The sequence below is a fragment of the Mesorhizobium sp. L103C119B0 genome (assembly GCF_000502235.1).
GTDB lineage: Bacteria > Pseudomonadota > Alphaproteobacteria > Rhizobiales > Rhizobiaceae > Mesorhizobium.
The window spans coordinates 16,445-30,682 of the sequence record NZ_AYXE01000007.1; the positions used below are offsets into that span (position 1 = coordinate 16,445).

A 14,238-nucleotide genomic window follows, 5' to 3' on the forward strand; every position below is an offset into this window, starting at 1 on the left:
GGCCAGTGTAATCATGCAACCAATTGCATTTGAATCGGTTTTAGGGACATTGCCGTGGCGGTGGCGCCGCATCGCGTCCCCCATGCGGAATTTTCAATGAATATCCAGACAAATCCTGCCCATATCGAAAAGTCCAGCGCCGGCTTCCCGGTCATCACCGAAGAGCCGATACGCTCCAATTTCCTGCCCGAAGAGCGGCTGCGCGCGCTGGGCGAAAGCCTCGCCAAGGGCGACATCAAGGACCTGTTCGGCCTGACGCAGTTCGATTTCCAGGCCCGCATCCGCGACAGCGCAAAGAAAATCCTCGAAGTCTACCGCTCGACCAATGCCGCCCAGGCCAAGGGCGAAACCATCACGCCTGCCGCGCAATGGCTGCTCGACAACAATTATCTCGTCGAGGAGACCATTTTTCAGGTGAAGCGCGACCTGCCGCGCCGTTTCTACCGGCAGTTGCCGACCCTGGAAGTGGCCGATCGCGCCGCAGTGCCGCGCGCGCTGGCCTTGGCCTGGAGCTATGTTGCCCATTCCGACAGTTCGGTTTCGGCGACCATGTTCAAATCCATCGTCGAGGGTTTTCAGTCGGTCGAGCCGCTCAAGATCGGCGAGCTCTGGGCGCTGCCGTCGCTGCTGCGCTTCGTTTTGATCGAGAATCTGCGCCGCATCGCCGTGCGCGTCGACCGCACCAGGCAGATGCGCCATATCGCCAACGAGGTCGCCGACCGCGTGCTGGCGACCGACGACAATGCAGACCGCCGGAAGATCCTGTCGGGCTACGGCGCGCATGCGCAGGACACCACCTTCGCCACCCAGTTGCTCTACCGCCTGCGCGACGGCTCGCAGAATGCCGGCAGGGCGCTGGAATGGCTGGAGGTCGAGCTCGAGAAAACCGGCTCCGACGCCGAGGAAATCATCATTTCCGAGCATCGCACGCTGTCCAGCGGCAATGTCACCACCGGCAACATCATCCGCGGCCTGCGCCTCATCAACGACGTCGACTGGACGGTGTGGTTCGAGGGCGTCAGCCGCATCGACACGCTCTTGCGCGAGCGCACCGATTTCGCCGCGCTCGATTTCTTTTCGCGCGACCAGTACCGCACGTCGATCGAGCAACTGGCGCGCCGCTCCGACCTGTCCGAATTCCGTGTCGCCGAAAAGGCCATCGAACTGGCCAGCCATGTCCCCGGCGTCACCGATGCCTCCGGCGTGCCGGATGCATCAGCCGATCCGGCCATGCATACCGATGTCGGCTTCTTCCTGGTCGGCCCGCGCCGGCCGGATCTGGAAGAGGCGATCGGCTACCGGCCGCCCTTCCATGTGACCTTCAAGCGCGCCTTCACCGCCACGGGCTGGCTCGGCATCGTTGTGCCGGTCTTCCTGCTTACGGTGCTACTGCTGGTTGTCTCCGGCAATGCGCTTGCCCATCTTGGCCTGTCGGTGGAATCCATCACGCTGATGCTGGCGCTGTTTGCGGTGCCTGCCAGCGAAGGCGCGCTCGCCTTCTTCAACACCGTTGTTTCACTGTTCCTGAAGCCGACGCGGCTCGTCGGCTATGATTACAAGCACGGCATTCCAGCGGCATCACGCACCTTGGTCGTGGTGCCGTCGCTGATCGGCTCGCGCGATGATGTCGAGGAAAACATCCGCAACATCGAGGTGCATCACCTCGCCAACACGGCCGAAGAAATCCATTTCGCGCTGCTGTCCGACTGGCCGGATTCCAAGACCGAGATCGACGCCGCCGACATCGAGATCCTGCAATATGCGCGCGACGAGATCGCCAGGCTCAATGCCCGTTATCCCTCGGAAGGCGCGCCGCGTTTCTATATCCTGCATCGCCGCCGGCTCTACAACCAGGCGCAGGGCGCCTGGATGGGCTGGGAGCGCAAGCGCGGCAAGCTGCATGAGCTGAACCTTCTCTTGCGCGGCGACAGCGACACCACCTTCCTGCCGCTCGACGTGCCGCTGCCGGAAAAGGTCGTCTATGTCATGACGCTCGACGCCGACACGCGCACCACGCGCGACGCCGTGTCGTCACTGGTCGGCAAGCTCGCCCATCCGCTCAACCGCCCGCATTTCGACGCGACAAAGCGCGTCGTTACCGCCGGCTACACCATTCTGCAGCCGCGCATCACAGCCTCGCTCACCAGCGGCGACGACGCTTCTTTCTTCCAGCGCGTCTTCTCGTCCAACAGCGGTCTCGATCCTTACGTCTTTGCCGTCTCGGATCTCTACCAGGACGTCTTCAGCGACGGCTCCTTCACCGGCAAGGGCCTTTATCACGTCGACGCTTTCGAGGCGGCGCTGCAGGGCCGCATCGAGGAAAACACCGTCCTCAGCCACGATCTGCTCGAAGGTGCGCTGGCGCGCGCAGCACTTGTCACCGACGTCGAACTGGTCGAGGACTATCCTACCCGCTACTCGGTCGACGCCTCGCGCCACCACCGCTGGGCGCGCGGCGACTGGCAGCTGCTGCGCTTCATCTTCTCGCCGCGTTCCGGCGTGCCGGCGCTGTCGCGCTGGAAGATGGTCGACAATCTGCGCCGCTCGCTGACCCCGATCTTCTGGGTGATGGCGGCGATCGCCGGCTGGACGCTGCTGCCCTTCACGCAGGCCGCGCAGTGGCAGGCGCTGCTGATCCTGTCGCTGTTCATGGCGCCGACCTTCGATGTCGTCAACGCCATCCTGCCCAAGAGCGGCGACCAGACGCCGCGCGGCCATTTCTCCGCGCTGGCGCACGACACCGTCTTCGGCACGGCCCTTGTGGCGCTGAAAGTGCTGTTGATGGCGCACAATGCCTGGATGATGGGCGACGCCATCGTGCGCACGCTCTACCGCCTGTTCGTCAGCCGCCAGAACCTGCTGGAATGGCGCACCGCGTCGCAGGCGCACAAGGGCGGCGACAACGATATCGGCTCCTATTACAGCATGATGTATGGCGCCGTGATCATCGGCGTCGTCGGTCTCGCTATCCCCGTGCTGGCCGATTCCACCGGTGCCTTCGTCGCCTTCTTCTTCGCTCTGTTCTGGATCGGTTCGCCGGCGGTTGCCTGCTGGATCAGCCGCTCGGCCGAGACCGAGGACCGCCTGCGCATATCGCAGGCCGACATCCACGCGCTGCGCACCGTGGCGCGCCGCACCTGGCATTATTTCGAAACCTTCGTCACGGCCGAGCACCACAATCTGCCGCCCGACAATTTCCAGGAAAGCCCGGCGCCCGTTGTAGCGCCGCGGACGTCGCCGACCAATATCGGCGTCTACCTGCTGTCGGTGGTGTCGGCACGCGATTTCGGCTGGATTGCGCTCTCCGACGCCATCACCCGGATCGACGCCACGATGACGACCATCGAGAGCATGCCGCGCAACCGTGGCCACCTCTTCAACTGGTACGACACCACGACGCTCAAACCGCTCTATCCGCTCTACATCTCCGCCGTCGACAGCGGCAATCTCGCCGGACATCTGGTCGCGGTGGCGGCTGCCTGCGCCGAATGGGCGGAAGCCCCGTCCGTTCACCTGCAGGGCGATTTCGAAGGCGTCCTCGACACGGTGAGTATCCTCGACGAGAGCCTCGAGGAATTGCCTGACGACCGCCGGCAACTGCGGCCGTTGCGCCAGCGTCTGGCCGATCGCCTCGATGGCATGCGGCGCGCCGTCATGACCATCAAGGCGCAGCCGGAGATGGCCTCGATCCGCACCATTAACCTGGCCGTGCTTGCCGGCGAGATCCGCAAGCTCGCCACCGCCATCCACACCGAGGCCGGATCGCAGCGCAGCGACATTATCGCCGACTGGGCGGCACGGCTGGAAGCGACCTGCGAGGCGCATGTGCATGACTCGCACAGCGACGAAAACGCCGTCGAAGCCTTGCGCGCCAAGCTGCTGGCGCTGCGCGAACGCTGCCGCCGCTATGCCTTCGAGATGGATTTCTCTTTCCTGATGCGTCAGGAGCGCAAACTGCTCTCGATCGGCTACCGGGTCGAGGAGCACCAGCTCGATGAGAGCTGCTACGATCTGCTCGCCTCCGAGGCGCGGCTGACCAGCCTGTTCGCCATCGCCAAGGGTGACCTGCCGACGGAGCATTGGTTCCGGCTTGGAAGGCCGATCGTCGAGATCGGCTTCCAGGGTGCGCTGATGTCCTGGTCGGGCTCGATGTTCGAGTATCTGATGCCGCCTTTGGTAATGAAGGAGCCGCAGGGGTCGATCCTCAACCAGACCAGCAAGCTGATCATCAAGCGCCAGATCCAGTACGCGCGTTCGAAGAACGTGCCCTGGGGCATTTCGGAAGCGGCCTACAATGCCCGCGACCGCGAACTGACCTACCAGTATACCAATTTCGGCGTGCCCGGACTTGGCCTCAAGCGCGGCCTTGGCCAGAACACGGTGATCGCCCCTTACGCCACGATCCTCGCGGCGCAGTTCACACCGCGCGAATCCGTCCAGAATCTGGCCAGGCTGCGCTCCATCGGCGCTCTCGGCCGGCATGGCTTTTACGACGCCGTCGACTTCACGCCGCAGCGCGTGCCGGAAGGCACCGACCACGCTGTTGTCCTGAACTACATGGCGCATCACTCCGGCATGTCGATCGCCGCCGTTGCCGACGCCATCTTCGAGGGCCGGCTGCGCGACCGCTTCCACAGCGATCCGGTGATCGAGTCTGCCGAACTCCTGCTGCAGGAGAGGGCGCCGCGCGACATCCCGACCGCCACGGTCAGGACCGAAGCCGACGAGCGCTCGAAGGACGAGACCGAGGTCGAGAGCCCGGATTCGCGCATCGTCCTCGACCCGCTGAGGGCGTTGCGCGCCACCAGCGTCATGTCCAATGGCCGCTACTCCGTCATGGTCTCGGCCACCGGTTCCGGTTACAGCCGCTGGGGCGAACTCGCCGTCACCCGTTGGCAGCCCGACCCGACCGAAGACCGGCTCGGCTCCTACATCTTCCTGCGCGACGCCGGCAGCGGCGACTGGTGGTCGGCCACCGCGGAGCCGAAGCAGGCGACCGGCGAGAGAGTGCAGACGCTGTTTTCCGACGACAAGGCGAGCTTCGTCAAAACAGTGGGCTCGCTGCGTTCGGAGGTCGAATGCATCGTCATCTCGGAAGGCAATGGCGAGGGACGGCGCGTCACGCTCTACAATGACGGCGCCACTGACCGGCATATCGAGGTGACCTCCTTTGCCGAGCTGGTGCTGGGCAACGAAGCCTCCGACAATGCCCATCCTGCGTTCTCGAAAATGTTTATCGAGACCGAGATCGCTGCCAACAACGGTGCCATCTTTGCCACCAGGCGCAAGCGCGACAAGAACGAGCCTGACGTCACCATGGTGCATTTCGTCACCGATCCCTCCGGATTGGCGCGCGATGCCGAGGCCGAAACCGATCGCCGTGCCTTCATCGGCCGTGGCCGTACCATCGCGGAAGCGGCGGCCTTCGATCCCGGCGCCAAGCTTGGCGGTCACCACGGCTTCACCCTCGATCCGGTAGCGGCCCTGCGCCGCCAGGTGCGGGTGCCGGCCAACAAGAAGATATCGCTGACCTTCTGGACCGCCGTCGGCGCCAACCGCGCCGAACTGGACGAGGCCATCGCCAGGCTCGACCATCCCGAAAGTTTTGCTCGCCAGGCGATGCTTGCCTGGACGCGTTCGCAGGTGCAGACCCGCCATCTTGGTCTCAGCCTGACCGACGCCGCCAACGTGCAGAAGCTGGCGCGCTTCCTGATCTATCCCGATCCGTTCCTGCGCCTGCCCGGCGAATCCATCGCTTCGGGGCTGGGCAAGCAGTCCAGCCTGTGGCCGACCAGCATTTCGGGCGATTTCCCGATCTTCCTGGTCCGCATCGGCGACGTGGCCGACCTCGAAATTGTCGCCCAGGCGCTGCGCTTCCAGGAGTATATGCGCGCCCGCGGCATGATGATCGACTTCGTGGTCGTCAACGAGCAGGCATCGTCCTATGTCCAGGACCTGCAGCGCGCGGTCGAAACGCTGTGCGAAAACAGCCGCCTGCGCGGCAAGGAACTCGGGCCGCGCCAGCACATCTTCGCCGTGCGCCGCGACCTGATGGACGAGGCGACGTACAAGACGCTGCTGGCGGTTGCCCGCGTGGTTCTGCACACGCGCAACGGCACCATCTTCGACCAGATCGAACGCGCCGAGGCGGCAGCCTTGCAAGCACGCGATGGCCTGCAGCCGGCGGCCCCCGCGTCACTGCGCGAGCCGTCTCTGCCGGTGCCGGCGGCGCCTGCATACCATGCCGCGTCCGACGGCAGCGGCCTCAGCCAGTGGAACGGCTTCGGCGGTTTCGAAGGCGATGGCCGTCACTATGTCACGCGTCTCACCGGCCGGCGCACGACTCCGCAGCCCTGGATCAACGTCGTCTCGAACGCCTCGTTCGGATTCCATGTCTCGGCCGAAGGCGCTGCCTTCACCTGGAGCCGCAACAGCCGCGATTACCAACTGACGCCATGGTCGAACGATCCGGTCACCAACCGGCCGGGCGAGGGCATCTACATCTACGATCAGGCCAGCGGCAAGGCATTCTCGCCGCTGGCTGCCGTGGTCCGCGATCCCTCGATGACCTATGAGACATGGCACGGCCAGGGCTTCTCGACCTTCCGATCCAAACGCGGCCCGCTGTCAATGGATCTGACGCACGTCGTCGATCCCGTCGATCCAGTGAAGATCACGCGGCTGCGCATCCAGAACTCGGGCTCGGCGCCGGCGCGGCTGCGCATCTATGCCTATGCCGAATGGGTTCTCGGCAGCCATCGCTCGAGCACGGCTGCGACCATCATCCCGTCCAGGGATCCAGCGACCGGCGCGCTTCTGGCGCAAAACCCCTACGGTCTCGATTTCGGCGACCGGGTGGCCTTCCTGGCCGCCACCGGTCCGGTGCATTCGGTGACAGCCGATCGTGGCGAGTTCATCGGTAGGCATGGCACCAGCGCCTTCCCGCACGCTGTCGTCAGCGGCGCCGGCCTGTCGGGCCGCGTCGAGGCCGGCGACGATCCGTGCGCAGCTGTCGCCAGCGACATCGACATCCCCGCCGGCGGCGACGTCACGCTGGTCTGGCTGCTTGGCGACGCCGCCACATCAGCCGAGGCGAGCGCGTTGGTGCAGACCCATTCGGGCAAGGATTTCGACCAGCGGCTGGCCGACAATGAACGCGTCTGGCGCGGCTTCCTCGACACCATCCAGGTCGAGACGCCCGACAAGGCGCTCGACGCCATGGTCAATCACTGGCTGCCCTATCAGAGCCTGGCCTGCCGCATCCGCGCCCGCTCGGCCTTTTATCAGGCAAGCGGCGCCTTCGGCTTCCGCGACCAGCTGCAGGACACGCTGGCCCTGCTTGCGCATGATCCGAAATTGGCGCGCGACCAGATCCTCAATGCGGCGCGCCGGCAGTTCCCCGAAGGCGATGTCCAGCATTGGTGGTTGCCGCGCACCGACGCCGGCGTGCGCACCATGATCTCCGACGATGTGGTCTGGCTGGCGCATGCCACCAATCGCTACATCGAGGTGACCGGCGATACAGGGATCCTGAAGGAGCAGCTGCCTTTCATCGACGGGCAGGTGTTGGGCGAGGGCGAGCACGACGCCTTCTTCACGCCGGAAATCTCCAAGACGAGCGCTTCGCTTTACGACCATTGCGCGCGCGCGCTCGACCTTGCGGTCAAGCGCAGCAGCCCGGCCGGGCTGCCGCTGATCCTCGGCGGCGACTGGAACGACGGCATGAACCGCGTCGGCGAAGCCGGCAAGGGGGAGAGTGTCTGGCTCGGCTGGTTCCTTTTGAAGACGCTGGGCGACTTTACCACCGTGGCCAAGGGGCAGGGCGACACCAAGCGGGCGCAGGCCTGGACAAAACACGCCGATGTGCTGAAGCGGGCGCTGGAAAGCACCGCCTGGGACGGCCAGTGGTATCGCCGCGGCAGCTACGATGACGGCACGCCGCTTGGCTCGCACAATTCGGACGAGTGCAAGATCGACTCCATCGCGCAGTCGTGGAGCGTGCTCTCCGGCGAGGGCGACCCCGCGCGCTCGACCACGGCGATGCAGCAGGCGACGAACCTGCTGGTCGACGACAAGCTCAAGATCGTCAAACTGTTTACCCCGGCCTTCCAGAACACGAGAAAGGACCCTGGTTACATCAAGAGTTATCCGCCGGGCGTGCGCGAGAACGGCGGCCAGTACACCCATGCGGCGACCTGGTTCGTGATCGCGCTCGCCGAAATGGGCCGCACCGACGATGCCTATCGCTGCTTCTCGATGCTGAACCCGGTCAACCATGCGCTCGACGATGCATCGGCCGAGCATTATCGCGTCGAGCCGTACGTCGTCGCCGCCGACATCTATTCCGGTGAGGACAAGGGCGGTCGCGGCGGCTGGACCTGGTATACGGGCTCAGCGGGATGGCTCTACCGTGCTGCGGTCGAAGGCATTCTGGGCATTGAGCGGCGGGGCAAGCAGATCACGTTCCGGCCGAAACTGCCCAGCCATTGGGACGGCTATTCTGCCACGCTGAAGATGCTGGGGTCGGAGATCAAGGTTCGCGTCATCCGCGACAAAAAGGCCAAATCCATCTCGCTCGAAGTCAATGGAACCAAGACAAAATCTTCCGGTTTTCAGCCGAAAGCCGGCGACAAGACCGAGGTGGTCGTCAAGATACCCTCGTAAAATCAAAGGCTTCAGGTTATTGACGCGCGCCTTTCGAGGCGCGCGTTTTCTACTTCGGCATGCTCCTGGCGCAGAACGGCGTGCCTTCCCGATAACGGCGGTCCAAGCGTGCAGTGACTAAAAATGTGGCAGGGCCAGCTGCTGCCATGATTTTGCCGCAAGACTGACATTTCACCTTTTATCTCAAACCGTTAGGTGATCACGGCAGATTTCGCAACGTCGTCATCTTTTGTTCGCAGAATGGGAACGGAAGAGGTAGACGGGCATTGTTTTGCGACCCGTTAACCGGTACGTGTCAAGAAATGGTGCGGTGCACAATAATGTTTTGGGCGGAGTAGCTGAAGTGTCACTTCTGCAAATCTACTGGAGAGCGCTGGGTTATCTCGCAGCCGACAGGAAGCGCGTTGCGTTTATCTGCGGTGCGAATGTCGCGCTCGCCATTATCGCCATCCTCGAGCCGATCATGTTCGGCCGGGTAATCGACGCCATCTCCGATAAGGGTTCGGTGTTTTCGACGCTGGCGCTGTGGGCCGGTCTCGGCGCCTTTAACATCGTCGCCTTCGTGCTGGTGGCGCGCGGCGCCGACCGTTTTGCCCACAAGCGGCGCAGCGAGGTGCTGTGCCAGTCGTTCGAGCGCGTGATCACCATGCCGCTCGCCTGGCACCACCAGCGCGGCACCTCCAACGCGCTGCACACGCTGCTGCGCGCCGTCGAGACGCTGTTCAGCCTGTGGCTTGAATTCATGCGCCAGCATCTGTCGACGGCTGTTGCGCTGGCTCTGCTGATTCCGACCGCGATAAGCATGGATCTTCGCATGTCGCTGGTGCTGATGGCGCTGGGCGTTCTCTATGTCGGCATCGGCCGGCTTGTGATGAAGCGCACCAAGGCGGGCCAGGCCGCGGTCGAGCGCCACTACCATCAGGTGTTCGCGCATGTGACCGACTCGGTCAGCAATGTCGCCGTGCTGCAGAGCTACAACCGTCTCGGCCACGAGGCCGATACGCTGCGCCGCTATGTCAAGAACCTGCTCGACGCGCAGAACCCGGTGCTCGACTGGTGGGCGATGGCCAATGCGCTGCACCGCCTGTCGTCGACCATTTCGATGATGGTTGTGCTTTTGATCGGCGCCTATCTGGTCACCCATGGCCAGCTCAAGATCGGCGACGTCATCGCCTTCACCGGCTTTGCCACGCTGCTGATTGCCCGCCTCGACCAGATGTCGGCTTTCGCCAACCAGATTTCCGAAGCCCGCGCCAAGCTCGAGGACTTCTATCACCTCGAGGATTCGGCCGCCGACTCCGCCGAGCCGGACGGCTTGCGCGACCTCACCAACGTCACCGGCCATGTCCGCTTCGAGAATGTCGGCTTCGAGTTTGCCAATTCGCGGCAGGGCGTCGACGACGTCTCCTTCGAGGTCCAGGCCGGGCAGACGGTTGCCATCGTCGGCCCGACCGGCGCCGGCAAGACGACGCTGATCAACCTCTTGCAGCGCGTCTTCTCGCCGTCTCATGGCCGTATCCTGATCGACGGCATCGACACCCGCACGGTGACCCGCAAGTCGCTGCGTCATTCGATCGCCACCGTCTTCCAGGATGCCGGCCTGCTCAACCGCTCGATCGAGGACAACATCCGCGTCGGTCGTGCCGAGGCGACTTATGACGAGGTTCACGCCGCCGCCAACGCGGCTGCCGCGCAGGATTTCATCCTTGCCAAGAGCGCCGGTTACGACACCGTCGTTGGCGAGCGCGGCGGCCAGCTTTCGGGCGGCGAGCGTCAGCGCATCGCCATTGCCCGCGCCGTGCTCAAGGACGCACCGATCCTGGTGCTCGACGAGGCAACGAGCGCGCTCGATGTCGAGACCGAGGACCGCGTCAAGGAAGCCATCGACGAACTGAGGCGCAACCGCACCACCTTCATCATCGCCCACCGCCTGACCACCGTCCGCGACGCCGACCTGGTCGTGTTCATGGACAAGGGCAAGGTGGTCGAGATGGGCGGCTTCGCCGAACTGTCGCTGCGCAATGGCCGTTTCGCCAGCCTGCTGCGCGCCGGCGGCCTGCTCAACGACGAGGAAGTCCGCCGTCTCAGCCGCACGGTGAATATCGAAGCTGCGTAAGCTTTTTTACCTCCCCCTTGTGGGGAGGTCGGACCGAAGGTCCGGGTGGGGTAGTGCCCGCCACCCCACCCCGCTGCTTTGCAGCGACCCTCCCCACAAGGGGGAGGGTAAGCACTGCGACAACCGCTCGATTGCCCCGAACGCGCCGCCGGTCTATCTAGACCTTATGAGCGACACCTCCTCACGCCTCGCCGGCTGGACCGACCTCGCCAACCCGACGCGCTTTGTCGGGCTGGCCGACAGGCTGGTGCCGTGGCTGGCGTCGATCGCCGCGATCCTGCTCGCCATCGGTCTCTATATGAGCTTTGCCGCGCCTGAGGATTTCCAGCAAGGCATCACGGTGCGCATCATGTATATCCACGTGCCTTTCGCCTGGCTCGCCATGATGTGCTACACGGTGATGGCGGTCGCCGCGCTCGGTACGCTGGTCTGGCGCCATCCCTTGGCCGATGTCGCCCTGAAATCGGCAGCCCCGATCGGCGCCACCTTCACCGCGCTTGCGCTGGTCACCGGCTCCATCTGGGGCAAGCCGATGTGGGGCACCTGGTGGGTCTGGGACGCGCGTCTGACCTCGGTCTTCATCCTCTTTCTTATGTATCTCGGCATCATCGCGCTGACGCGTGCGCTCGACGACGCCAGCCGTGCCGCCTGGGCCGCCGCCATCATCACGCTCGTCGGCTTCATCAACATCCCGATCATCAAATTCTCGGTCGACTGGTGGAACACGCTGCACCAGCCGGCCTCGGTGTTCCGGCTCGGCGGACCGACGATCGATCCCAGCCTGCTATGGCCGCTGCTGGTGATGGCGCTCGGCTTCACCGTGCTGTTCTTCGCGCTGCACCTGACGGCGATGCGCACCGAGATCCGCCGTCGGCGAGTGATCGCCATGCGCAGGGTGGCAGCACGGCAGGCCGACTAGCGCGATTTTCAAAACCGAAGCCATACGCCTGCCGCCAAACATTAGCATGTGCTGCTATGTTGCGGTGCAGCAACAAGAATTCTCAAAAGATTGTTCCCGACTTCGCTTGGCTCCTTGATCTCGTTTGCTTTCTTGACAGCTCGGCCGCGAAGCAAGAGTGATACCAGTCACTAGTTGTAGCGAGGGAATCGGCGATGAAACTGCGCTTGTTGGCTGGCGTCTCGACATTTGCATTGGCGCTTGGTTGGAGTTCGGCCTACGCCGCCGACGCGATTGTCGACGTTCCGAGGGCGGAGGATCTCTGGTACGTCACGCTCTTCGGCGGCGCCAGTTTCCCGAACCATGTGAAAACGGACTACAATGGTACTGGCTATTCAGTCGATCTTGATACCGGGTTCGTAATCGGCGGCGCTGTCGGTCGGCGCATCAACGATGTGTTTCGTGTCGAAGGCGAACTGTCCTACGCGCGCTACAAGGCAAGCGAATACAGCTACACGGGCGTCGGCAACTATCCGGCTTCCGGCAATCTGTCGGCCACCTATCTTCTCGCCAACGTCTGGGCCGATGTTGCGCATTTTGGTGATGCCAAACTCTATGTCGGCGGCGGTGTCGGCGCGGCCTATGTTACCGCCGATACTCACTTTGATGGCCACGCCTTTGGATACGGGCCTGGCGGCTGGGGTTTCGCCGGCCAAGTGGGCGCCGGTGTTACCTACGCGGTAACGCAGAATGTCGACCTCGATTTCGGTTACCGCTTTAAGGCCGTGACAAGCGTGGATCTAGACGACAATGATGGCGGCGGCACATACGAGAACGCCAAATTGTACTCCCACAATCTCCAGCTTGGCGTAACCCTGAAGTTCTGATTGGTTCGTCGCAGGCCGCGACCGGGATTTGACGGATGCCGCTCTTGCCACGCCGGCAACCCCTGGGCCTGCCGGCAATGATCCCAGCCTCGCTGCCGACCGCCGGTGAGCCGGCGGAAATGACATTGCAGCGCGGCATCGACCTGCAACGGCGCAAGCGTTTTCGCGAGGCCGAGTTCTGCTACCAGACGGTGCTTCGCACGCAGCCCAAAAATGCCATGGCGCTGAACCTGATGGGCACGCTCGCCATCGAGGCCGAGCATCATGACGCCGCCATTGCCTATATGGAAAGGGCGGTCAAGCTCGAACCGGACAACGCCATCTTCCGCAACAATCTCGGCAATGCCTACAATGTCACCGGCAACGTCGACAAGGCGCGCAGACATCTGAGAAAGGCGATCGAGCTCGACGGAGGGCTCATCGAAGCGCTGTGCAATCTCGGCCGCTCCTACCGCAGCCAGCTCGAGGGCGACATTGCCGAAGGGTTCTATCGCCAGGCGCTGGCTATCGACGGCCAGTCGGTGATGGCACTTGCCGGTATGGGCGATTTGCTCACCGACATTGGCCGGCCGGCCGAGGCGGTCGAATGCTTCAGCAAGGCCCTTGCCATCGACCCGGGCCATGTCGAGGCGCTGGCTGGAATGGCGCTTGCGCGCCGGGCGGTCAAGGACGATCCGACGTTGCCTTTGGTGCTGAAACGCCTGGAATTGCCGACAACCACCGATCGCGAGCGGGTAGTGCTGCACCACGCCGCCGGCAAGATGCTCAATGATCAGCGCGAGTATAGCCCGGCCATCCGCCATTTCGCGAGGGCCAAGGCGATTTCCGGCAATGATTTCGACATCGACCGGCACACCCAGCTTTACGACAGCTTCATCGACACTTTCGACGCCGGCTTCTTCGAGGCGCGAGCCAATTTGGGAAATCCATCCAGACGCCCGGTCTTCATCGTCGGCATGCCACGGTCGGGAACGACGCTGACCGAGCAGATATGCGCCAGTCATCGCGATATCCATGGCGCCGGGGAGTTGTCGACCATTCGTTCACTTGCCGGCGAACTTGGGTTCGACAAGCTCGACCCAGCCATTTTCACCAAGGCCATGGCGGCGCTCACTGCAGCCAAGGCCAAGGAGCTTGGATCGAAATATCTCGACGATCTCAAAAAGCGCAACAACACGGTGCGGCTTGTCGTCGACAAGATGCCGCACAATTTCGAGCTGCTGGCCTTCATCAGCCTGATCTTGCCGAATGCCCGCATCATCCATTGCCGGCGTGACCCGATGGACAATTGCGCGTCCTGTTTCATGCATAATTTTTCCGAGGCGCACGGCTATAATGCCGATCTTACCAAGCTTGGGCAGTATTACCGGCAGTATGACCGCCTGATGCGCCATTGGACCAAGGTCATCCCGCTGAATATCCACGACATGCCCTACGAAGAAACGGTCGCCGATTTCGAAAATCGCGCCCGTGGATTGATCGGATTCCTCGGCGTTGAGTGGGACGATGCCTGCCTGCGTTTCAACGAGACCGAGCGCACCGTGCGGACGCCGAGCCGCTGGCAGGTGCGCCAGCCGATCTATTCATCCTCGGTCGAGCGCTGGAAGCTGTATGGCGACGCGCTGGATCCGCTGAAGGCGGCGCTGGGTCCGGTTTATCCGTCCTGATTTCAG

General features: G+C 63.5%; 5 protein-coding genes. All 5 read left to right on the forward strand.

The window, feature by feature from the left end; translation table 11 throughout:
* The first annotated feature begins 96 nt into the window (after positions 1-96).
* A complete protein-coding gene (locus X728_RS153345) occupies positions 97-8,664 on the forward strand; it encodes a glucoamylase family protein (RefSeq protein WP_023831556.1) in 8,568 nt (2,855 codons plus the stop codon).
* A gap of 343 nt (positions 8,665-9,007) precedes the next feature.
* Positions 9,008-10,780 (forward strand): glucan ABC transporter ATP-binding protein/ permease, encoded by a 1,773-nt coding sequence (locus X728_RS153340; protein WP_023672897.1) that lies wholly within the window; start codon positions 9,008-9,010, stop codon positions 10,778-10,780.
* A 166-nt stretch (positions 10,781-10,946) separates the two neighbouring features.
* Positions 10,947-11,699: a heme ABC transporter permease gene (locus X728_RS153335; RefSeq protein WP_023682911.1), complete on the forward strand. Its 753-nt coding sequence runs from the start codon at positions 10,947-10,949 to the stop codon at positions 11,697-11,699.
* 194 nt (positions 11,700-11,893) lie between these two features.
* The gene (locus tag X728_RS153330) at positions 11,894-12,565 is read left to right on the forward strand and encodes an outer membrane beta-barrel protein (protein ID WP_023742739.1); all 672 of its coding nucleotides are present in this window, start codon (positions 11,894-11,896) and stop codon (positions 12,563-12,565) included.
* 35 nt (positions 12,566-12,600) lie between these two features.
* Positions 12,601-14,232 carry a sulfotransferase gene (locus X728_RS153325; RefSeq protein WP_031195458.1) on the forward strand — a complete coding sequence of 544 codons (1,632 nt, stop codon included), beginning with the start codon at positions 12,601-12,603 and terminating at the stop codon, positions 14,230-14,232.
* Positions 14,233-14,238: the final 6 nt, after the last annotated feature.